20 protein-coding genes and 1 pseudogene are annotated in these 21,957 nt (G+C 68.3%); 12 read left to right on the top strand and 9 right to left on the bottom strand.

Going from position 1 to position 21,957, the window contains the following annotated elements; genetic code table 11:
• Nucleotides 1-22 precede the first annotated feature (22 nt).
• Together QZ258_RS00385 and QZ258_RS00380 are read right to left on the bottom strand one after the other, a co-directional pair.
• Entirely contained in the window at nucleotides 23-913 is an 891-nt protein-coding gene (locus tag QZ258_RS00385; RefSeq protein WP_294177988.1) for a glycosyltransferase family 2 protein, read from the bottom strand.
• Nucleotides 910-2,070 carry a glycosyltransferase family 1 protein gene (locus tag QZ258_RS00380; RefSeq protein ID WP_294177986.1) on the bottom strand — a complete coding sequence of 387 codons (1,161 nt, stop codon included), beginning with the start codon at nucleotides 2,068-2,070 and terminating at the stop codon, nucleotides 910-912. Before QZ258_RS00380 ends, QZ258_RS00385 begins: the two co-directional genes overlap by 4 nt.
• 145 nt (nucleotides 2,071-2,215) lie before the next feature.
• Between QZ258_RS00380 and QZ258_RS00375 the strand changes: the two genes are divergently transcribed.
• From QZ258_RS00375 to QZ258_RS00335, 9 genes and pseudogenes are all read left to right on the top strand, one after another.
• A complete protein-coding gene (locus QZ258_RS00375; RefSeq protein WP_294177984.1) occupies nucleotides 2,216-3,199 on the top strand; it encodes a GDP-mannose 4,6-dehydratase in 984 nt (327 codons plus the stop codon).
• Between the two features lie 8 nt (nucleotides 3,200-3,207).
• Nucleotides 3,208-4,143: a GDP-mannose 4,6-dehydratase gene (locus tag QZ258_RS00370; protein WP_294177982.1), complete on the top strand. Its 936-nt coding sequence runs from the start codon at nucleotides 3,208-3,210 to the stop codon at nucleotides 4,141-4,143.
• A 156-nt stretch (nucleotides 4,144-4,299) separates the two neighbouring features.
• Nucleotides 4,300-4,512, top strand: a complete 213-nt coding sequence (locus tag QZ258_RS00365; protein ID WP_294177980.1) for a hypothetical protein — start codon at nucleotides 4,300-4,302, stop codon at nucleotides 4,510-4,512.
• Entirely contained in the window at nucleotides 4,509-5,981 is a 1,473-nt protein-coding gene (locus tag QZ258_RS00360; protein ID WP_294177978.1) for a glycosyltransferase family 1 protein, read from the top strand. The genes QZ258_RS00365 and QZ258_RS00360 overlap by 4 nt, the downstream gene beginning before the upstream one ends.
• On the top strand, nucleotides 5,978-7,363 hold the full coding sequence (locus tag QZ258_RS00355; RefSeq protein ID WP_294177976.1) for a glycosyltransferase: 1,386 nt from the start codon (nucleotides 5,978-5,980) through the stop codon (nucleotides 7,361-7,363). Before QZ258_RS00360 ends, QZ258_RS00355 begins: the two co-directional genes overlap by 4 nt.
• Before the next feature lie 25 nt (nucleotides 7,364-7,388).
• Entirely contained in the window at nucleotides 7,389-8,360 is a 972-nt protein-coding gene (locus tag QZ258_RS00350) for a glycosyltransferase family 2 protein (RefSeq protein ID WP_294177974.1), read from the top strand.
• Nucleotides 8,350-9,306 carry an ABC transporter permease gene (locus QZ258_RS00345; RefSeq protein WP_294177972.1) on the top strand — a complete coding sequence of 319 codons (957 nt, stop codon included), beginning with the start codon at nucleotides 8,350-8,352 and terminating at the stop codon, nucleotides 9,304-9,306. Before QZ258_RS00350 ends, QZ258_RS00345 begins: the two co-directional genes overlap by 11 nt.
• Before the next feature lies 1 nt (nucleotide 9,307).
• A pseudogene (locus QZ258_RS00340) lies at nucleotides 9,308-10,012 on the top strand (ABC transporter ATP-binding protein); the annotation flags it as partial.
• Nucleotides 10,013-10,055: 43 nt separating this feature from the next.
• The gene (locus QZ258_RS00335) at nucleotides 10,056-11,585 is read left to right on the top strand and encodes a glycosyltransferase (protein WP_294177969.1); all 1,530 of its coding nucleotides are present in this window, start codon (nucleotides 10,056-10,058) and stop codon (nucleotides 11,583-11,585) included.
• On the opposite strand, the gene QZ258_RS00330 is transcribed toward QZ258_RS00335, so the two are convergent.
• From QZ258_RS00330 to QZ258_RS00305, 6 genes are all read right to left on the bottom strand, one after another.
• Nucleotides 11,571-12,542, bottom strand: a complete 972-nt coding sequence (locus QZ258_RS00330) for an NAD-dependent epimerase/dehydratase family protein (RefSeq protein ID WP_294177967.1) — start codon at nucleotides 12,540-12,542, stop codon at nucleotides 11,571-11,573. The two genes, QZ258_RS00335 and QZ258_RS00330, sit on opposite strands and share 15 nt — an antisense overlap.
• A gap of 53 nt (nucleotides 12,543-12,595) precedes the next feature.
• Nucleotides 12,596-13,891 (bottom strand): O-antigen ligase family protein, encoded by a 1,296-nt coding sequence (locus tag QZ258_RS00325; protein WP_294177964.1) that lies wholly within the window; start codon nucleotides 13,889-13,891, stop codon nucleotides 12,596-12,598.
• The gene (locus tag QZ258_RS00320; protein ID WP_294177962.1) at nucleotides 13,888-15,183 is read right to left on the bottom strand and encodes an O-antigen ligase; all 1,296 of its coding nucleotides are present in this window, start codon (nucleotides 15,181-15,183) and stop codon (nucleotides 13,888-13,890) included. The genes QZ258_RS00325 and QZ258_RS00320 overlap by 4 nt, the downstream gene beginning before the upstream one ends.
• A gap of 9 nt (nucleotides 15,184-15,192) precedes the next feature.
• Nucleotides 15,193-16,296, bottom strand: coding sequence for a glycosyltransferase family 2 protein (locus QZ258_RS00315; protein WP_294177960.1), 1,104 nt, complete (start codon nucleotides 16,294-16,296; stop codon nucleotides 15,193-15,195).
• Nucleotides 16,242-16,781 carry a dTDP-4-dehydrorhamnose 3,5-epimerase family protein gene (locus QZ258_RS00310; RefSeq protein WP_294177958.1) on the bottom strand — a complete coding sequence of 180 codons (540 nt, stop codon included), beginning with the start codon at nucleotides 16,779-16,781 and terminating at the stop codon, nucleotides 16,242-16,244. Before QZ258_RS00310 ends, QZ258_RS00315 begins: the two co-directional genes overlap by 55 nt.
• Before the next feature lie 78 nt (nucleotides 16,782-16,859).
• Nucleotides 16,860-18,038 carry an acyl-CoA dehydrogenase family protein gene (locus tag QZ258_RS00305; RefSeq protein ID WP_294178291.1) on the bottom strand — a complete coding sequence of 393 codons (1,179 nt, stop codon included), beginning with the start codon at nucleotides 18,036-18,038 and terminating at the stop codon, nucleotides 16,860-16,862.
• Nucleotides 18,039-18,146: 108 nt separating this feature from the next.
• Between QZ258_RS00305 and manA the strand changes: the two genes are divergently transcribed.
• Nucleotides 18,147-19,247 carry a mannose-6-phosphate isomerase, class I gene (gene manA / locus QZ258_RS00300; protein WP_294177956.1) on the top strand — a complete coding sequence of 367 codons (1,101 nt, stop codon included), beginning with the start codon at nucleotides 18,147-18,149 and terminating at the stop codon, nucleotides 19,245-19,247.
• A 15-nt stretch (nucleotides 19,248-19,262) separates the two neighbouring features.
• Here manA and QZ258_RS00295 read toward each other — a convergent pair whose 3' ends face one another.
• On the bottom strand, nucleotides 19,263-20,216 hold the full coding sequence (locus QZ258_RS00295; protein ID WP_294177954.1) for a helix-turn-helix domain-containing protein: 954 nt from the start codon (nucleotides 20,214-20,216) through the stop codon (nucleotides 19,263-19,265).
• 207 nt (nucleotides 20,217-20,423) lie between these two features.
• Between QZ258_RS00295 and galE the strand changes: the two genes are divergently transcribed.
• Both galE and QZ258_RS00285 read left to right on the top strand, forming a co-directional pair.
• Nucleotides 20,424-21,404, top strand: coding sequence for a UDP-glucose 4-epimerase GalE (gene galE / locus QZ258_RS00290; protein ID WP_294177952.1), 981 nt, complete (start codon nucleotides 20,424-20,426; stop codon nucleotides 21,402-21,404).
• Between the two features lie 214 nt (nucleotides 21,405-21,618).
• Entirely contained in the window at nucleotides 21,619-21,864 is a 246-nt protein-coding gene (locus QZ258_RS00285) for a WhiB family transcriptional regulator (RefSeq protein WP_294178289.1), read from the top strand.
• Nucleotides 21,865-21,957 lie beyond the last annotated feature (93 nt).

The following is a 21,957-nucleotide window of genomic DNA, read 5'->3' as shown; positions in this document are numbered from 1 at the left end:
TGGTCCAAGAGAGGCGATCCGACTAGGACGGATACGGGGCCTGCCGCGCGGATTTCGACGCCCGTCGAAGTGCGGTGTGGAGCCGGATGGAGAGCGCTGCTCGCACCGCCCACAGCACCGGGCGTAGCCAGACGTGGGGATACTTCTTCCGGAGATACAGATAGGCGCTCTCGTGATGCGCTCGCAGCGTCCGCTTGCGATGCTGGTTGGCCGTCACCCCGCCGACGTGAAGCACGTGCGCGTCAGGGACGAAAAGGTTGACCCAGCCCGCATCGCCGAGTCTGCGAGCGAGGTCGACGTCTTCGAAGTACATGAAGAAGTCGTCGTCGAATCCGCCGATATCGGCGAATGGGCGCAATCGAAGCAGAAGGCATGCGCCGGACAGCCATCCGCTTTCCGCGATCGAGTCCGACTGCGAGACGTCAGATCGGAGGTATCGGCGCGTCCAGGGGTTGCCGGGCCAGCTGTTGACGAACAGCGCATGGCCGATGCCGACGCGGAACGACGGAAGTTGCCGTGCCGACGGGTAGACGGATCCATCGGTGTTGAAGATCCGAGGTCCGGCCGAGGCAGCCCGCGAGTCGTTCTCGAGAGCCGCTCGGAGCGCCTCGATCGACCCCTCCGCCAACTCGACGTCGGGATTGCAGACCAGGAGCCAGTCGAGACTTCCCTCCGCAGCGCGTGCTGCCGCGTTGACCGCTGCTCCGTACCCCGGGTTGCTCATATCGATGAGGAGCTCGGTGTTCGGCCGTGCGGCGACGACCTCCTGGGGAACGCCGTCCGTTGATCCGTTGTCGCTGAGGATCAATCGAGCGCCCGGGTAATGGCGATCCAGAGAGCTAACGAAGCGTCGCAGTTGATCGCCCGGCGAATACGTGACGACGACGATCGCGAGTCGGGTGAGATCGGTCATGTGGCGGCCCCCGTGCGTGCGAATTCGAATGCAGCGCGATGGTCGCTCGCAGCGCGAGCCCACGTGTATGAGCTGGCGCGGGTGATCGCGGCCTGCCGTAGCGACTGGCGCCGCGGCTCGTCAGCCATGAGCGCCGTGAGCGCCGCCGCGATCGACTCCGGGTCAGGCTCGGTGTACGCGACGGCATCGCCGCCCACTTCGGGCAGCGCAAGAAGCCTCGTTGTGAGGACGGCTGCGCCACATGCCATTGCTTCAAGAACCGGCAACCCGAACCCCTCACCGAGCGAAGGGTAGGCGACAAGGGCGGCTCCACCCAGCAGCCCCGGAAGCTGCGACTTCTCGACGTAGCCGAGCCGCACGACGCGCCCGCCTGAGGCGTTCACCAACCGCTCGACGCTATCGTCCCAACCCGCCCCGCCCGCGAGTACGAGTCGCGACTCGTGCAAGGAGTCCGACGAGCTGCGAGCCGCGAGATACCCGCGGATCAGAGCGGGGACGTTCTTTCGTGGCTCGATCGTTCCGAGGAACATGATCCACGTCGAGACCCCGACGAGCCTCTCGGCAGCGCTGCGGGCGTCGTCGGTCGGAGGGAAGAAGTCATCGCGGTCAACACCGTGTGGGATGACGCGGCAGGAGCGTGCGCGAGCCCCGAGATAGCGTTCGAGTTCGTCACGCGTCGCCTCGCTCGGGACGAGGCATGCGCTTGCTCGCCGGAGGGCGACGCGCGACCACGCACGAAAGAATCGCCGCTTCAGACGACCGTGTAGCTCTGGATGGCTGAAGAACGTCGCGTCGTGAAGAGTGACCACGACTGGTCGCCGTGTGAGCAACGGCATTGTGTAGTGGGGCGAGTGGATCACGTCCGCACCGATGCGTCGGGCCAGGGCCGGGAGCCCTGCTTGCTCCCACACAAGCCGCCCCGGCCGCGATGCCGCAAGCCGCCCGACCACGATCGGTCGGGTGTCTGGAGCGATGCGTTCGAGCCAGTCGACATCACGCGGCTGAACCGCAACGACCACATTCCAGTCGGTGCCTGCGAGTTCGGGAATCAGCTTCTCGAGGTAGCGTCCGACTCCACCGAGGTTCGCCGGCAACGAGGTCGCATCGACGAGAACGGTGTGGCGCCCGGAGGAGCGCGGCAATGTGGGGCCAGGCATGGCGCCTACATTATGCCCCATCTGCGTGCGGTCTGGCCCCGGGTTGAGCGCGCTATTATCGCTTGATTGATTCCCCGCCCGACTATCTGGGCCGCAGCCGCGGAGCGGAAGATCTGCGACGGACACAGAAACGAGAGACCACCACATGAAGCGTGCGCTCATCACCGGCGTCACCGGCCAGGACGGCTATTACCTGAGCAAGCTGCTGCTGAGCAAGGGGTACGAGGTCTACGGTCTCGTCCGCGGTCAGAACAACCCCAAGATCGACTTCCTGCGTCGTGAACTCCCCGACGTCAAGATCTTGACGGGGGACCTCCTCGATGTGTCGAGCCTGTTGCGTGCGCTCGAGGCGTCCAAGCCCGACGAGTTCTACAACCTCGGTGCGATCTCCTTCGTCGCGTATTCCTGGGAGAACGCGATGCTCACGAGCGACGTCACCGGCAAGGGCGTCCTGAATGCGTTGGAGGCGGTGCGCCTGTACTCGGGCGACGACGCGAAGAAGGTGCGCTTCTACCAGGCCTCGAGTTCCGAAATGTTCGGCAAGGTCCAGCAGGTTCCGCAGCGCGAAGAGACCCTGCTCTGGCCTCGTTCGCCCTACGGCGTCGCCAAGGTCTTCGGCCACTACATGACCATCAACTATCGCGAGTCCTACGGCATGCACGCGTCCAGCGGCATCCTGTTCAACCACGAGTCGCCGATGCGCGGACCGGAGTTCGTGACGCGCAAGATCAGCCTCGCGGTCGCCAAGATCGCCGCGGGCAAGCAGGACCAGATCGCGCTCGGCAACCTCGACGCGAAGCGCGACTGGGGTTTCGCGGGCGACTACGTTGACGCGATGTGGCGCATGCTGCAGGCCGACGAGGCCGATGACTACGTTGTCTCGACCAACGAGACCCACTCGGTGCGCGAATACCTCGACATCGCGTTCCGCCACGTCGGCATCGAGGAGTGGGAGAAGCACGTCTACCAGGACCCGGCTTTCTTCCGTCCCGCTGAGGTCGACTTGCTGATCGGCGATTCGACGAAGGCGCGCGAGGGTCTTGGCTGGAAGCCCGAGGTGGACTTCCCGACGCTGGTCAAGATGATGGTCGACGCCGACGTGGCACGAGTCGCCGCGGGCGAAGCCTGAGCTGAATCGTGCGCACCGCGCTCATCACGGGAGTCACCGGCCAGACCGGAAGCTACCTCGCCGACCTGCTGACCGCGGATGGCGGGTGGGACGTCCATGGTGCGGTGCGGCCGGGAGACCGCACCCTCCCGTGGGACCCGGCGGTTGCCAGCGCGATCACCTTCCACGAAGCCGATCTGATGGATGAGGCGTCGTTGCGCGCCGCCGTCGAGCAGACGAACCCCGACGTGGTGTTCCACCTCGGCGGGCTCACGAGCGTGGGAGAGTCGTGGTCGCGGCCTGTTGACTACGCCCGGGCACTGTCGATCGCGACCATCGTGCTACTGGACGCCATCGAGGGATCGAGCACGGCGTTCGTGCACGCGTCGAGCGCAGAGATCTTCGGCGAACCGGCAGCCTCGCCCCAGAACGAGCGCACGCCGATCGCGCCCGTCTCACCGTACGGGGCCGCCAAGGCGCACGCGCATGCTGCTGTTCAGATCGCGCGCTCGCGCGGGGTCGCGGCGAGCAACATGATCCTCTTCAATCACGAGTCGCCCCGGCGCCCCACCTCCTTCGTCACGCGGAAGATCACGTCCGGCGTGGCCGCGATCGCGCGCGGTGAGCAGGACAAGCTCGCCCTGGGCAACCTCGACGCCCGGCGCGACTGGGGCTGGGCGCCCGACTACGCGCGGGCGATCTGCGCGGCGGCCGATCACGCCGACGACTTCGTCATCGCGACCGGGGTGGCGCACTCGGTGCGCGACTTCGTCGCGGCCGCCTTCGCGGCGGTCGACATCGTCGACTGGCAGGAGCGCGTCGAGCTCGATCCCCGCTTCTTCCGCGCAGCGGATGCGACCGAGCTCGCTGGCGACGCGTCCCACGCGCGGGAGGTTCTCGGGTGGGCACCGTCTGTTGAATTCGCTGAGATCGTCGCGCGCATGGTCGAGGTCGACCTGCACTGAGACGCTGCCCCGCGGCGTTACTCGCGGTGCACAGGAATCGTCCCCGAGTTCGCCCCTACAATGTCGAAGTCGCGCTTCGTCGCGATCGCAACGGCGCGGGGTGCGTGCGCCGTTCGGGCGTCGTATCCCGCCCGCCCCTTCGCACGTGAGGAACCCATGAACGACGACGACCTCGAGGCCTGGCTGACCGAGGTGCAGCGGCGCTCGTTGCGTCGCGCCCAGATTGTCGGATTGACTCAGGCTCGGGGGTTCGGGCGCCCCGTCGCGCTCGCACGGCGGGCACGGCTGAAGGTCGCTGAAGTCGGGGTACGCGAAACGGCTGCGTTGGCGATCAACCGCGCCGCGAGCAAGCTGCGGGGCCGCGCATGATGCCGCGTCGTTCGGGCTCGACCGGTCACGAGGCATTCGATCAGCGCATCGGGCTGGCGCTTCGGCGGCTGGGCGTCGACGACGCGCCGTCTCGGCTGGCGCGACTGCGGGGCCTCGTGGATGCCGTTGCCGCGCAGCCCACCGGTGACAACCTGTGGCTGCTCTTCGTGAGTCTGAGCGGGGCGTTCCCCGAATCCGACGACGTCATCGCGCTGCGCCGCGCCATCGAGCTCGCCGTCGACTCGGATGCGCGAGTCGACGCGACGCTCGCTGTCGTGCACGATGCCGCGATCGAGCGGGGATCGTGGGACCGCCCGATGCGGCTCGTGCCCGGGGGAACCCTCGTCGAGGTCGACTTCTGCGCGAAGCACGAGCACAACAGTGGGATCCAGCGGGTCGTGCGCGAGACCGTCATGCGCTGGGAGGGCTCGCACGAGATTGAGCTGGTCGCGTGGGTCGTCCACGGCAGCGCCCTTCGCGGGCTGTACGACCACGAGCGCGATCGGGTGCTCAAGTGGGGTTCCTCCGACCGCGAGCGCGGCGAGATCGCTTCGCCGCACACCGCCGACCTCGTCGTCCCCGTCGGCGGACGCATCATTGTGACCGAAGTCCCGAGCGTCGCGTCGTGCCGTTGGCTTGCCGCGATCGCTGAGCACACCTCCACCGAGGTCCATCTAATCGGCTACGACACGATCCCGCTCGGAAGCGCCGACCATCTGCCCGCACTCGAGTCCGAGCGGTTCGCGCGCTATCTCGAGCTGGTCAAGTATGCGACGTCGGTCGTCACGATCAGCGACGCCGCCGGCGAGGAGTTCCGCGGATTCGTCGACGCGGTCCGCGTTCAAGACGTCTCCGGCCCGCGGGTCGAGGCCGTCGTGCTACCGGGGGAGTTCCCGGGGACCTCGCATCGGGACAACCCTGTTCGCCAGTCCGGTCTTGTGCTGTGTGTCGGCAGCCACGAGGGACGCAAGAACCAGCGTGCCCTGGTCTTCGCCGCGGAGCGATTGACGCGCGAGGGGATTCCGATCAGCCTTCACCTGGTTGGGCGCGGCAGTGCGAGCTTCATCGGCGCCTTCGACGCGGACGTGGCGGCAGCCCGCTCTCGCGGCGTCGACGTTAGGGTGCGGCGCGATGTCGGCGACGCCGAGCTCGCCGAGCTCTACAGCACCGCTCGCGTGGTGGCGTTCCCGTCGCTGCAGGAGGGCTTCGGGCTGCCGATCGTGGAGGCGCTGGCGCATGGCACACCGGTGCTCACGAGCTCCTACGGGAGCATGGCCGAGGTGGCGAGCGCGGGCGGATGCGTCGTCGTCGATCCTCGAGACGATGAGGCGATCGTCGCGGCGCTGAGGTCCATGCTCACGGACGAGCAGGCGTACGAGCGGCTTCGCGCCGAGGCGCGAGCTCGTCCGCACCGCAGCTGGAACGACTACGCCGAGCAGACCTGGGACGCCTTCGGAGGAGCACGATGACGGAGCGCGTTGAGACACGGCTGCGAGTCAGCGTCGGCGCTGCCGTCCGCGCGATCGAGGCAACCCTGCTAGGCACCCGCTCGGCGACCGAGAGTCAGGCCCGTGCCCGGCTGAGCGCGCAGATCACGGCGCCGTCGCGGTCGGACGTCTGGTTCGCTCTGGCGATGATCGACGGGAGACTTCCGACCCCCGATGAGGTCATCTGGTGGCACCGTCATTGTGTGCTGAACGGCTTCTCGGCTCTCCTCACGCGGCGCGTGCGTCGCCGTCGCCTGGCGAGAGTGATCGTCACCGGTGCAGTGCTGGTCGACGCCCACCACACTCTCGTGAGCGGGTTGGGAACGGGCATCCAGCGCGTCGCACGGAAAGTGCTCGAGTCGTGGACAGGCGCGCGTGCGTTCCTCGCGGTCGGCTGGGACACTCACTTCGAGCGCCTCGTCGAACTCGAGATCGATGGCTCGGCTCTGGTGCGGGCCGACCGCGACGTCCTTATTCCGTGGGACTCCCGGTACGTCCTGGTCGAGCTGGCCACCGAGCGCTCGCGCCTCGACCGCATGCAGGCGCTGGCGCAGCACAGTCCGAACCGTGCGAGCGCGATCGGGCTTGACTGCGTTCCGATGACGATGTCCGAGACGACGGGGCCCGGCATGCCGGGGGCCTTCGCGCGCAATCTGGCGACGCTCGCCCACTTCGATCGGATCGCGGGCATCTCCGATGCCGCGACGGAGGAGTACGCGGGCTGGCGACGCATGATCTCCTCGGCCGGGCTCGAGGGCCCGGAGGTGCGCACCGTCGCACTCGCCCAGGAGGCCGTCGGCTCGGACGTGCCCGCGGAGACGGGCGAGACCCCGCTCGTGCTCTGCGTTGGCAGCGCCGAGCCGCGCAAGAACCAGGGCGCCGTGCTCCACGCAGCAGAACTGCTCTGGCGCGAGGGGCTCGACTTCCGACTGGTGTTCGTCGGAGGAAACGCGTGGCGATCGGAGCGCTTCGTCCAGGAGCTCGACCGCTTGCAGGGCATCGGGCGTCCGGTCGCGAAGGCGAGCGGCGTTGACGACGCAGCGCTGAACCGGCTGTACCGAGAGGCGACGGTGACCATGTTCCCCTCGCTTCACGAAGGCTACGGGCTACCGATCGTGGAGTCGTTGGCGGTCGGAACGCCCGTCATCACCTCGCGCTACGGCAGCATGCGTGAGCTCGGCGACGGCGGTGCACTGTTCGTCGACCCGCGCGACGATCACGACGTCGCCCGTGCACTCGGCCTGATTCTGAGAGACTCGTCGGTGCGCGATCGCCTCTCCGCCGCAGGGCGGAGCCGTCCAACGCGGAATTGGACCGAGTATTCTGATGAACTATGGTCTTTCCTGGTCGGGGTGGGCCGCTAGCCATCGTGCTGAAGCCAGGAGAGACATGAAGCTGTTCATTCAGATCCCGTGCTTGAACGAGGAGACCACTCTCCCTGCCGTTCTCGCCACGATGCCCAAGGAGATCCCGGGCATCGATGAGATCCATATCCTCGTGATCGACGACGGCTCGACCGATAAGACCATCGAGGTGGCGACCTCGCTCGGAGTCACCCACTTCGTGCACCACGTGCGCAACATGGGTCTCGCGCGGTCGTTCCGAGACGGTGTGAACTACGCGTTGGAGCACGGCGCCGACATCGTGGTGAACACCGACGGTGACAACCAGTACCCGCAGGAGCGGATTCCGGATCTGGTCGCGCCGATCGTCGCGGGCGAGGCCGACATCGTGATCGGCGATCGTCAGACCGCGACGATCGCCCACTTCTCCTGGTTCAAGAAGATCCTGCAAAAGCTCGGCAGCCAGGTCGTCAACGTCGCCGCGAGCACCGACCTTCCGGATGCGGCGAGCGGGTTCCGCGCGTATTCGAAGGCCTCGCTGCTGCGCCTCAACGTCGTCACCCAGTTCAGCTACTGCATGGAGACGATCATTCAGGCCGGCAACAAGCGCCTCAAGATCGCCAGCGTCCCGATCGACACCAACCCGAAGACCCGCGAGTCGAGGCTGTTCTCGTCGATGGGGCAGCACGTGATGAAGTCGGCGGAGGCGATTCTGCGCAGCTACATCATGTTCAAGCCGTTCGGCTTCTTCGCCGCAATCGGAAGCTTGATGCTCGTCGGCGCCATGATTCCGTTCGTCCGCTACCTGATCCTGATCTGGTTCTTCAGCGAGAACGCGGGGCAGCACCTGCAGTCCCTGATCCTCGGGGTCGCGCTGCTCGTCGGAGCTCTGCTCGCGCTCGCGCTCGGAGTGCTCGCGGATCTGCAGCGGACGAACCGCATCCTGATCGAGGAGTCCCTGGAGCGGCTGAAGGGCATGCAGTACGGACCGGCGACACGAGTTGACGTTGAGCGCTGAGGCGGCGCGAGCGCGGGCCGAGCGCCTCGCTGCGACGCCCTTCGACGTCGTCGCCTCGCACTCCGGTGGGTTCTTCCGCGGGTTCTTCCGCTCGCTCGCCGATGTGGTAGGGCAGCGCGAGCTGCTCGTGCTGCTGGTGCGGCGCGAGCTGAAGGCGCGGTTCAAGGACAGCAGCCTCGGCTTCCTGTGGACGCTGATCCGCCCGATCACGCTCCTGATGATCTACTTCGTGGCGATCGGCCAGTTCCTCGGCGCGGCCCGACTGATCCCGGACTTCGCGATCTTCGTCTTCGCGGGTCTGACGCTCTGGGGGCTCTACAACGAGATCATCGTCGGGGGAACGAGCTCGATCGTCTCGAACGCCGGGCTCATCAAGAAGGTGTACCTCCCGCGCGAGATCTTCCCGCTCGCGGCCAGCGGCTCCGCGGTCGTCACCTTTCTGATCCAGCTGGGCATCCTGGTCGCGGCGGTTCTGCTCCTGGGCCAGTTCCCGTTGTCGTGGAACCTTCTGTATGTTCCGGTCGCCATCGCGATCGTCCTCGTCTACGGCGTCTCGCTGGCGATCCTGCTCTCGGCGCTCAACGTGTATCTCCGCGACGTGCAGTACCTCGTCGAGGTCGGCATGCTGATCTTCTTCTGGGCTTCGCCGATCGTGTACTCGTGGTCGTTTGTTGTCGATGCGGCGCAGCGCACCGGCTTGACCTGGCTGACCGACGTCTACCTACTCAACCCGATCTCGACGGCCATGCTCGCCTTCCAGCGCGGCATCTGGAAGGCCGGTTCCGAGTCGCGCGTGCTCGATGCGGTCACCACGGTGCCAGCCCAGCCCTGGCCCGCCGACCTCGACCTGCGGCTCGCCATCACGTTCCTGATCGGACTGGTGCTGTTCCTGGTCGGACAGCGTGTATTCAGCCGGCTGCAGGGCAACTTCGCGCAGGAGATCTGAGATGACCACCGTCACTGACGCCCCCGTTGTCATCGCCGTCGACGATGTCTCGAAGCGCTTCGTCATCCGCAAGGAGAAGTCGCTCAAGGAGCGCATCGTCAACTTCCGGCGCTCGAGCCAGCACAAGGCGGACTTCTGGGCGCTGGACCACGTCGGCTTCGAGATCGTGTCGGGCACGACGATCGGGCTTCTCGGGGCGAACGGCTCGGGCAAGAGCACGCTGCTGAAGGTCATCGGAGGCATCATCCGTCCGAGTTCCGGGCAGGTGCTGCGCCGCGGGCGGGTCGCGGCGCTGCTGGAGCTCGGCGCTGGATTCCATCCCGATCTCACCGGCCGCGAGAACGTCTTCTTGAATGCCGCGATCCTGGGCCTCTCCCGTGACGAGACCGAGGCGAAGTTCGACGAGATCGTCGAGTTCTCCGAGATCAGCGAGTTCATCGACAGCCAGGTCAAGTTCTACTCCTCGGGCATGTATGTGCGACTCGCGTTCGCGATCGCAGTGCATGTCGACCCCGACATCCTTCTCGTCGACGAGGTTCTCGCGGTCGGCGACGAGCAGTTCCAAAAGAAGTGCATGGACAAGATCGCCGAGTTCCAGCGCGACGGGCGCACGATCGTGTTCGTGAGCCACAGCGCGGACCAGGTCGAGTCGTTGTGCGACCGCGCGGTGGTGCTCTCGCACGGCAAGCTCGTCTACGACGGCGACACGGGCGGGGCCATCGAGGCGCTGAGAGCCTCCTTCTAGCGCAATGCGCGTCCTGGTCATCTCGAACCTGTTCCCGCCAGATGTCATCGGCGGGTACGAGCTGCTGTGCCAGGATCTCGCGGATGGGCTCCACGAGCGGGGACACGAGGTCCGTGTGCTCACCTCGCACGCACCGGTGCTGGATGATCGCCCCTACCCGGTGCGACGCGTCTTCGCGCGGCGCGCCTACGCCGCGGTCGACCTGCGCGGCGCCGAGGAGTCGCGTCACATCGAGTCCGTCGTGAGCCACGCGGCGAACGCCCACGCGCTCGCGCGCGAGATCGACGACTTCGAGCCGGATCGGGTCCTGTTGGCCAACCTGATCGGGCTCGGGGGCCTGGCGGTGCTCGAGGTGCTGCGCCGCCGGGACGTGCCGTGGGTCTGGTTCCTCGGCGACGCGGCGCCGGTCCCTCTGGTCGACGGCGTCGGCACGGAGATCCTGGCTCTCTACGGCGCGGAGTCCGGAGATGCGTTCGACCGGGGCCGCTACGTCGCGATGAGTCGCAACGTCGTCGACGAGATCGAGCGGCGCATGAGCCGCGCCCTCCGCGACGTTCGCATCGTCCCGGGCTGGATCGCGTCGCCCGCGCCGTCACGGCCCCGAGCGGTGCGAGACGGTGTGACGCGGTTCATCGTCGCCAGCGCCATTGCCGAGCACAAGGGCATCGGGCTGATCGTCGACGCGGCCGTCGCGGTCGCGGCGACGCATCCCGGCGCCTTTCGAGTGGAGATCTTCGGCGGCGGCGACCCGGAGCCGTTCCGCGAGCGGCTCACCACGGCCGAGGCCCGCGAGGCCGTCACGTTCCACGGCCCGCGCGAGCGGCACGAGGTGCTGGACGAGTTCGCCACGGCGGACGTGTTCCTGTTCCCCACCCATGAACGCGAGCCGTTCGGGGTAGCGCCGCTGGAGGCGGCTTCTCGGGGGTGCGTGCCGATCATGACGGCGACCGCCGGAGTGGCGGAGCGTTTCGTCGACGGTGTGCACGCGATCAAGGTCGCGCGCGACACCGACGCGCTCGCTGAGGCGATGCGCGGGGTGCTGGATGGGCGGTACGACCTCGACCGCATGTCGGAGGCGGCCCGCGAGCTGGTCGCGGACGATCTCACGCTCGGGCTCCTGCTCGACGAGTTCGAGGCCGCGCTACTCGAACGCGGCCCCGAGCCCGTCGCCGCGGACGCGCCGGCCAAACTCGCCGAGGTGCTTCACGCGATCAGCGAACTCGAGGACCGCGCCTATGCGGCCTGGAACAGACAGAGGGACGACAACATGCTTCCGGAGCCTCCACCGCAGCCCGCGCGCGCAGCGAGTCTGGTCCAGCGGGCGCGATCGAAGGCGCGTCGGCTGTTGTCACGCGGCCCCGGCTCCCGCGCTGGCCAGGCCGATGCGCGCGTGGCGGAACTGGAAACAGCGGTCTCCGAGCTCCGGGTCGAGTTGCGCGCCGTTACCGACGCGCTCGAACAGACGCGCGGTCGCGTCATCGATCGCGAGGCGCTCAACGCGCGGCTGGCGAGCCTCGAGTCACGCTTCAGGTGAGCCGCGGAGCGCGGCGTACCACTCGATCGTGCGCGCGAGGCCGTCGCGCAACGAGGTCCTCGGCTGCCACCCCAGGTGCTCGCGCGCCCGCGTGAGGTCCGGCTTGCGGCGCTCAGGGTCGTCGATCGGCCGCGGCGCCGCGATAATCGGCGAGTCGCTGGCGGTCAGTTCGACGACGAGTCGCGCCATCTCGATCAACGGGATCTCGTCGTCGTTCCCGACATTGATCGGTCCCTCGTGGGTGCTTCCCGCGGCGGCCACGATCGCTGCGACCGTGTCATCGATGTAGCAGAACGACCGTGTCTGGCTGCCATCCCCATGCAGGACGAGAGGCCGTGAGCTCAGCGCCGCCGCGACGAAGGCCGGGACAGCGCGGCCGTCGTCGACCGACATGCCGGGGCCGTAGGTGTTGAACAGCCGCAGGATGATCGAATCGGTCCCGAACTCGCGACGGTAGGCCGCCGTCAGCGCTTCGGCGTAGCGCTTGGCCTCGTCGTAGACGCTGCGCGGGCCGATCGGATTGACGTTGCCCCAGTAGGTCTCACTCTGCGGGTGAACGAGCGGGTCGCCGTACACCTCGGAGGTCGACGAGAGGATGAAGCGCGCGCCGTCCCGTCTCGCGAGTTCGAGCAGGTTCTCGGTCACTCGACTTCCCGCGTGCAGCGTTGCGATGGGATGCCGCAGGTAGTGCACCGGTGACGCCGGTGAGGCGAGGTGCACCACGAGCGAGTAAGGATCGGGGGCCGCGACGGGCTCGGTTGCGTCGGCGATCGTGACGGTGAGGCGGGGCTCGTTCGCGAGGTCGCTGAGTGCATGCTCGTCGCCGGTGATGAGGTTGTCGACGACATGGACGGCCCACCCGCCCGCGAGGAGGGCTCGGGCCACGTGGGCGCCGATGAAGCCGAGGCCTCCGGCGACCAGGGCGCGCCCGCGGGGCGCGTGCTCTGAGCAGGTCATAGGTCTCCAGGCTGCGTGCGCGAGAGCGCGGTCTCCCACAGCATCTCCACAGACTAGCGCGGAACCGGATCGGGCTCGCCTGCGACATCGCGCAGTCGCCCGCGCCACGAGCGCTTGCGTGCCGCCGCCATGCAGGCCGCGACCCAGAGCACCAGACCGCTCTCGGTGACGAGATAGCTCTCGGCGAGACCCGTGACGATGATCAGCGCGAGCGCGAGCGCGGGCCAGGCGTTGACCGGGCTGCGAGTCTCCGACGCCACGAGCCAGGCTCGGACGAAACCGAGGCCAAGCGCGAGGATCAGAAGACTGAGCCCCACGAGCCCGACCTGCACCCACGCGTCGAGGTAGCCGTTGAGGGCGGACGTCGCGACGGCGCCGTTGGTGTCGACGGTCGTCGAGTACGGGAAGACCCGCGCGGGCCACTCGCCGACCCAACCCCAGCCTTCGACCGGATGCTGCCGCACCAGCTCGGCGATCTCACGCCAGAGCGAGACCCGATAGGTGACGTCGGCGGTCGCATCCAAGGCCGTCAGGACCCAGCCGCGCGCGAGGTACGCTACGGTGATCGCGAAGAGCGCGACGCCGAGGATCACGGGCTGCAGCGCTCGCCGCGCGGTTCGCGACAGCCGGCGCATTCCCCACAGCACCAGCCCCGCGGCCGCGACTCCGAGCAGCGCGGCGAAGGTCACCGGAGAGCGCGAAAAAGCGACGGTAGCGACCGCGAGGCACAGCGACAGCGCCCCGGTCAGTCGCGTCACGGACTGGGTGCGCAGCTCGATGAGGAACGTCAGCACGGCAAGTCCTGCGATGAACGCCAGAAGGTTGCGCGACCCGGCGACCCCTTGGATCGGCCCACCCACGGCGAGGGCCCCCTCGATTCCCAGCCACGGGAACGGCGTGTCCAGCAGCACGCCGCTGAGCACCTCCAGCGCCAGCGAGGCGACGAGGACACCTCGCAGCGCATCGCCGAGCGAGCGCACCAGCTGGATGAGGTCGCGCGAGAGCGCGACATAGGCGCCGAGAAACGCGTAGGCGAAGGTGTGGGCGAGCCCCGTCGCCGATGCCGCGCGATACTCGCTCCAGATGACGCTCAGCGCCGCCCAGCCGAAGAAGGCCAGTAGCGACACGGGCAGGATGCCGCGCCACTCGATCTCGGAGCGCAGCCCGACCAGCGAGGCGCTCGCCAGGACGCACAGCGTGACGAGCGCGGCGGTGGCACCGGGCTCGCCGAGCATCGCAACGAGTGTCGGTGCGGCGAGCGCGAGCACGAAGATGCATATCGTGAGCGCGTCACGAACGCGCGCATGGGCGGCTATCGCGACGACGGATGACCACCGTGGCGCGGTCATCTGCCTGGCTCCGCCCTCAGTGGTGTGCGCGGTGCCTGCGAGGCGCCAGCGGAGTGCAGCGAGAGCGCAACGAGCAGGGCCCAGCCGAGCTCGACCAACAACCGGCTTTCGGCCAGGCTCTGCACCAGGAGGGCGACGAGGAGAGCGAGGGGAAGCAGTGCCCGCGTCGGTGCGTTGCTCGGATCGATCGCCGTAAGCCAGACCCGCAGGAACGTCCCGGCGACGAATGCGGCGAAGCTCACCAATCCGATCACACCGAGTTGGAGCGTCACGTCGAGCCACGCGTTGTGGGCCTGGAGATAGGTGACGCCCCGTACGACCGCCAGATCATCGAACGGCGCGACCCACGGGGCCCAGTAGCTGATCCAGCCCCACCCCGCGATCGGGCGTTGCTCGATCAGCGCGAGGACGGCGCCCCAGATGTCTCCGCGATTGGTGAGGTCGGTGCTCTTGCTCAACAGTTTAAGGATCGGCTCCCGGGCCGCCAGGACGGCGGCTCCGAACCCGAGCAGCGCGAGCGCCCCGCCCGCCTGGATCATCACCCGCGCACGCCCGCGGGCGCGGCGCACCAGGAGCACGAGGGTGAGCAGAAGCACGACTCCGATGGCCGAAGCGAGCACCGTCGAGGAACGCGTGAGGGCCAGCGTGATGACGGCGACTGCAGCCCAGATCGCGTTCCAGGCCAGGCGGTGACGGGTCGTGGCGCCGACGACGAGGGAGACGGCGAGCGACAGCAGGGCGATCATCCCCAGCAAGTTGGCGTTTCCGACGATGCCCTGGATGCGACCGCCCTCGAAGAGAAGGTCGCGTGACCAGTAGAACGCGCGCGGGATCGTCGCCAGCTCGGAGTAGTCGACCCAGAAGGGCAGCACGGGCGCTCGGATGACGCTCGAGACGAACAACTCGAACGCGAGCGACATCCCGAGCACCCACCGGAGTGCGCTCGCGAGCGAGTCGACGAAATCGCGCCAGGCCATGCCGAGAGCGAGGAAGGCGCCCGCGACCGTGGTCGCGACGGTCGCGGCGACCCCGAGCGCGCTCGCCGCCGGGTATGCCGACCATGCGATCGAGAGCGCGGCGAGCACCAGGAACGCCACGAGAGTGGGAGGCAGCCAGCTTCGGGCGAAGCGGGCCCGGACCACGAGCGCGAGTGACGTGACGAGGAGCGCGAGCACGAGTGCTCCCCATCCCCACCATCCGATGAGGTAGCGCCAGAAGTCGCCCGCCGCGAGGGTGAAGATCAGCAGCGTCGCGAAGGCGCGGTGGAGGTGACGCAGGCGCGACTCGTGCATGGTCTCAGGTTAACGGCGATCTCGCGCGCCCAAGCGCGCGAGCGCGCGCAACGGCGCGGTGAGCCGCCACGACCACGTGGCTCGAAGCTCGACCGCATCCTGTTCGGCCCGGTTAGCGCGCGTGCGCTCCGCGCGGACCTCTGCCATGAGGTGGCGGCTCACGTGGAGCAGGGCGTCGCCGGCGCTCTGCGCCACGACGCCGAGAAGCTGGCGCTCCAACCGTGCGTCGACGACGCCGTCGAGGTCGATCACCGAGCTGGGACGAAGCAGGTCGGCGACGGCGAGTGCGGCCGCCGAAGCCCGCCACTTGGCCAGGAACAGCTCGCGATTGCGCGCGTGCAGGATCGGTCCGAGCCCGCTCGGAAGCGAGCCGTTGATCTGGTGCTGGCATTCGGCTCTTGTCGCAATCGCGAAGCGCCGTCCGCGCGCGTTCAGGGCGGCACACAGGTCGACATCGGCCCAGAGGACGGGGTAGTAGCGAGGATCCATTCCCCCCACGGCGTCCCAGTCCTGCCGACGGATCAGCATGCCGCGCGAGGGGACGTAGTCGCCCCACGTCTGCGGGTGGATCTCGCCCACGGCGGTCGCCTCGGCCGGGATGAGCGCGGACAGCGCACCGAAGTCGTCGATCGACGCGCCGCACGAATGAGGTGGCACCATCCCGTCGGCGGTGACGACGAGCGGGGATACGACCGCGAGGCCATCATCGTCGTCGAGCGCGCGTCGCAGCTCTGCAAGGCAGGTGAGAGCCGGGACCATATCGTCCTGCACGAGCCAGAGAAGGTCGGCGTCGACGAGGCTTCGCGCGAAGGCCAGGCCGCCCGCCCATCCCAGATTCAGCCCGGCCGACACCACGCGGGTGTCGAGTTCCTCGAGTCCTGCTAGTTCGGCAGAGAGGGGCCCGGCGCGATTCACGACGCAGACGACCTCGAGCTCGACGTTATCGCGTTGGGCGCGCACCGCCTCGATCGAGCGCCGTAGCCGCGCCACGTCGGCTCCGAGCGTGGGGATGAGTGCGGCGATTCGAGGCCGCGGCGAGCGAGTCGGTGCGCGCGGCGTCAAAACTTCGGGAGATGGTCGGCGATGCGGATGGGGACATCCGGGTGGTCCCATGCGAGCAGCCGACGATCCGGCGCTTCGTGGTGGTACACGTCGGTGGGGAAGTTGATCAGTCGCGCCTCTTCGTCGCCGAGGTTGACTGAGATGTGCCAGACGCCGGTCGGGATGATCACCTGGCGAACCGCGCGGTCTGACATCACGACGCGCTGGACGATGTCTCGGGTGGGCGACTCGGGGCGGGCATCCCAGAGGAACAGCACGATCTCGCCGGAGATGATCGTGTAACGGTCCAGCTTGTGGTCGTGGACGCCCCACCCCTTCATGAGGTGCGGACGTACGGAGAACTGGTACGCGTAGACGAGCGGGGTCTCGAAGAAGTCGTTCTCGCCTTCGAAGATTTCGAACACGCTGCCGCGGTGATCGACGTGGTTCGTGGTCGACCGCGTCTTGACGCCGTCGATCGTGGGCACCACGGACTGACCCGTCTTGGTGACGGTTTGGACGTCGCGCTCGCCGAATTTGGATGGCGTCTGCGTCATGGGGGGCTCCTCGAGTTGTCGCCGTCGTCCTGGGAGGCGACGGGTGCCCAGGCTAGCGAACTCCGTCGCGGCGGCGCACTACACGAACGCGGCGACACCGGTCAGGGCGCGACCCACGATGAGGGAGTTCATCTCCTTCGTGCCCTCGTAGCTGTACAGCGCTTCGGCGTCGGCGAAGTGGCGCGCGGCCCCGTAGCCGAGCACGATGCCGTTGCCGCCCATCGACTCGCGGGCCCACGCGACCGTCTCGCGCATCCGCGTGGTGGCGAAGGCCTTCGCGAGCGCCGCGTGCTCGTCTTTCTGGGTGCCCTCGTCGAGCATGAGCGAGACGCGCGTGCACATCGCGATCGAGGCGGTGATGTTGCCCATCATGTTCGCCAGGTGCTGCTGGATGAGCTGGTGGCTGGCGATCGGCTTGCCGAACTGCTCACGCTCGGTCGCGTAGCGCAGCGCCGCCTCGAACGCGCCGACCGAGACTCCGACGGCCGCCCAGGCCACCTCGGCCCGGGTGAGCCGCAGCACGGCCGCGGTGTCGCGAAACGAGTTCGCGTTCTGCAGTCGCAGCTCCTCCGGGACGCGGACGTCGGTGAGGGTGATGTCGGCGTTCTGCACCATGCGCAGCGCGATCTTGTTCTCGATCTTGGTGGCGACGTAGCCGGGAGTGGAGGTCGGCACGATGAAGCCTTTCACCTGCCCGTCGGCGGTGTCCTTCGCCCAGATCACGGTGATGTCACTGAAGGTGGCGTTGCCGATCCAGCGCTTCGCGCCGTTCAGCACCCACTCGTCGCCCTCGCGCGTCGCCGTCGTGCGAAGGCCCCGCGCCGAGTCGGATCCGGAGAGCGGCTCGGTCAACCCGAACGCCCCGATCACCTCGCCGCGAGCGAGCTTCGGCAGCCATTCGGCGCGCTGCTCGGCGCTGCCGGCGACGCCGATCGAGCCCATCGCAAGGCCGTTCTGCACGCCCACGTAGGTCGAGATCGAGGCATCCACTCGGGACATCTCGAGCGCGGTCCAGCCGCGGTACAGGGCCGAGTTGTCGAAGGACGTCGTCTCGTCCCACTGCATGCCGAACACCGGCTGGGCGTGGAAGGCGGGGAGCAGATGGCGCGGGAACTCGGCGCGCTCCCAGTGCTCGTCGACGACCGGCGCGACGTCCGCCTCGAGCCAGGCGCGAAGCCCGGCGAGCGCCTCCTTCTCCGGCTCGGTCAGCTGGGCCTCGAACCCGTAGAAGTCGCTGAGCAGGGGGGTGAACGTCATGGTGGCCTCCGCGATGTCGTCGTCGAACATCCGGAGCCTACGCGCGCGCCCCGGTGCACCCAAGGTGATTGGTACTTTGGTGCAACGCCACCCTGCCAAGGAGAGTCCGTGTTCGTCGAAATCACCAACACCCCGCGCGACTACGCCTGGGGCTCTCACACCGCGATCGCGGAGCTTCTGGGGCGCACACCGAGCGGAGGCCCGGAGGCCGAGCTCTGGTTGGGAACCCACCCCGGATCGCCCGCGCGCCTCGTCGGCGAGGACCGCACGCTGCCCGACGTGGTGGCACGGCCGCTGCCGTTCCTGCTGAAGGTGCTCGCGGCGGGGGCTCCGCTCTCGCTCCAGGCGCATCCGACACCCGACCAGGCTCGAGCCGGATTCGAACGGGAGAACGCTGCGGGGGTCCCCCTCGACGCCCCGTTCCGCAACTACAAAGACGTTCACCACAAGCCCGAGCTGATCTTCGCGCTCTCGGGGGAGTTCCGAGCACTGAGCGGATTCCGTCCCGTCGCCGAGACCCGCTCGGTGCTTGCTCCGGTCGCCCACGATGCGCGCATCGCCGCGCTGTTGGAGCGACTCCCGGACGACGCGGCGTTGCGCGGTGCTTTCGAGTGGCTGATTTCGCGAGGCGAGGGCGTCGACGAGCTGATCGCGGCCGTCGTCGAGGCGTCCGCGGTGTGCGAGGGGCCGTCGTGGCACACCGTGCGCGGCCTCGCCGGGCACTACCCGGGCGACCCGGGCATCGTGATCTCCCTGCTGCTGCACACCGTGGTGCTGACGCCCGGCGAGGTGCTCTACCTTCCAGCGGGCAACATCCACGCCTATCTCGAGGGCCTCGGCATCGAGCTGATGGCGGCGAGCGACAACGTGCTGCGCGGGGGCCTCACCCCCAAGCACGTCGACGTGCCGGAACTGCTCAGCGTGCTCGACTTCCGGCCGCTGCCCGCGCCGTATCTCGCGCCCGAGGAGCCCGAACCCGGCGTGCGCGTCTATCGACCCGACGTGCCGGACTTCCGCCTCACGGTGGTGAATGACGCCGCGCTGCACCGTGGCGTGACGCTCCCGCTTGCCGGCCCGGCGATCGCGCTCGCGCTCGACGGCGAGATCCGACTCGGCGACCACACGCTCGCCGCCGGGTCGAGCGCGTACCTGGACGACGAGTCGAGCCTCGCCGTCTCGGGCGGCGGGACTCTCATCGTCGCGTCCTGAGCGCGGCGCTACCGGTCACGCGCTGTCGCGCTCGCCGAAGGCCCGGCGGTAGCCGGTCGGCGTCGTCTGCAGCGTCTTGAGGAAGTGGTGGCGCATCACCGCCGCGGTGCCGAAGCCGACGAGCTGCGCGATCTGCTCGAGGCCTTCGGTGCTTTCCTCCAGCAGTTGACGGGCGCGCAGGATGCGCTGCGAGTTGAGCCAGGCCGCCGGCGTCTCACCGACTTCGGCCCGAAAGCGCCTTGCGAAGGTCCGGGTCGACATGAGCGCGCGACGCGCGAGCTGCTCGATCGTGAGGTCCTCGTCGAGATGGCCGAGCATCCATTCGAGGATGCCGGCGAGCGAGTCGTCTTTGACCGCGGCGACCGGGCTGGGGATGAACTGTGCCTGCCCGCCGTCGCGCTGCGGCGGCACCACCATGCGCCGCGCGATCACGTTCGTCGCGGCGACGCCGTGCTCGACCCGCACCACGTGGAGCGCCGCGTCGATGCCCGCCGCCGTCCCCGCCCCGGTGACCACCTTGCGGTCGTCGACGTAGAGCACGTCGGCGTCGACGGCGGTCTCGGGGTACTCGCGCTCCAGGCGATCCGAGTACATCCAGTGCGTCGTCGAACGGCGACCGTCGAGGATGCCCGCCTGGGCGAGCACGAACGCGCCGCTGCAGACGCTCAGCACCCAGGCGCCGCGCGCCTCGGCGGCGCGGATGGCCTCGAGGTAGCGCTCGTCGATCGGCCCGATGGCCTGGGCGGTGACGGCGACCAGGTCGGCCTCGGCGGCGACCGACAGATCCTGCGTGACGATCATGTCGAAGCCGAGACTCGTGCGCACCGGGCCCGGTTCGGCGGTCGCGATGGCGAACTCGAACCGGGGGGCGCCGCTGTCGCTGCGGTCGATCCCGAACACCTCGCAGATGACGCCGAACTCGAACGGCGCGACGCCGGGAATCGCGAGCAGGACCACTTTTTTCAACACGACGCCTCCTGGCGGGAAATCGATGAACTGTGGCAATCCTGCCACTCGCGGCACTTTCTCGCAATCCATAGATTTTCTGCCATGACCATTCTTCTCCTCTCGTTGCTCGGCGGCGCGGCGTTCGCCTCCGTCGTTGCCACGATCGTCGTCACGCTCCGTGACGGCTACCGGCGCACTCCCACGCGGCTGCCCCAGTAACCTGAAGCCATGACCTGGCTTGTCACCGGCGGCGCCGGCTATATCGGCGCGCACGTCGCGCGCGCACTCCTCGAGGCCGACATGGGCTGCGTCGTCCTCGACGACCTGTCGAGTGGACACGAGAGCTTCGTGCCCGCCGGGACGCCATTCGTGCGCGGCAGCATCCTGGACGGCGGACTCGTCGAGCGCACCCTCGAAGACCACCAAGTGACCGGAATCATCCATCTCGCGGGTTTCAAGTACGCGGGCGTCTCGGTTCAGAGGCCGCTGCACACCTACGAGCAGAACGTCACCGGGTTCGCGCGGCTCCTCGCCGCCGCCGTCGACCGCGGCATCGATCGGGTCGTGTTCTCCTCGAGCGCCGCCGTGTTCGGCACGCCGGATGTCGACCTCGTCACCGAGGAGACCGCCAAGAACCCGCAGTCGCCGTACGGGGAGTCGAAGCTCATCGGCGAGTGGCTGCTACGCGACCTCGCGGTCTCCACCGGGCTGCGCCACACGAGCCTGCGCTACTTCAATGTCGTGGGCTCTGGCGATCCGGCCGTCTACGACACCAGCCCGCACAACCTCTTCCCGCTCGTCTTCGATGCCCTGGTCGACGGGCGGACTCCCCGGATCAACGGGGATGACTACCCGACCCCCGACGGCACGAACGTGCGCGACTACATCCACGTCTCCGACCTCGCGCTGGCGCACGTCGCGGCCGCGCGGCGGCTGGATGCGGGCGAGCCGATCGAGGCGGCCTACAACCTCGGGAGCGGGGACGGCGTCTCGGTCCGCGAGATCATGACGGCCGTCGCCCGCGTCACCGGAATGGACTTCACCCCCGAGATCGGGCCGCGTCGCGCGGGCGATCCGGCGCGCATCGTGGCGACCGGCGAGCGCGCCGCCCGCGACCTCGACTGGCGCATGCGGCACTCCCTCGACGAGATGGTCGAGAGCGCATGGCGGGCTCGACTGGCCGCGGCCGACACGCCCGGCGCGTCGTAACGGGCAAAACCGGTGCGACTAAATATGATGCGCGACTTGACGTGGGCTAATCACAACGGTGTAATTATCAGCAACGACGTAGCGCCCGAGCGGGTGCGACCATGGGGGAGCGTCGCGAGAGGAGGGTGACATGGCCGCGAACGAGTATCGCCCCAATGTCCCCAATGACTGGTTCGTCGATCCGGTGCGCCTGGGGGTGCCGGGCCTGCGACCGATGGCCGTTGACGACGACGAGAACGCCCTCTCCTGGCAGAGCGATGCGCTCTGCGCCCAGACCGACCCCGAGGCCTTCTTCCCCGAAAAGGGTGGCTCCACCCGCGACGCCAAGAAGATCTGCACGACGTGCGAGGTCAAGTCCGAGTGCCTCGAATACGCTCTCGCCAACGACGAGCGCTTCGGCATCTGGGGTGGCCTCTCCGAGCGCGAACGGCGTCGCCTGCGCCGCAGCCGCAGTGCCTGAGCAGTTCCCGCATCCGGTGTCGGGCACGGTGAGTGATCACCGGGCCGTGCGTGTCTTCCGGTCCGTGCGCGGCGCTCCCGCTTAGCCTTCACT

It is taken from the genome of uncultured Schumannella sp., assembly GCF_905479755.1.
In the GTDB taxonomy this organism is placed as follows: Bacteria; Actinomycetota; Actinomycetes; order Actinomycetales; family Microbacteriaceae; genus DCRR01.
This window is presented reverse-complemented; position numbering and strand designations above follow the sequence as displayed.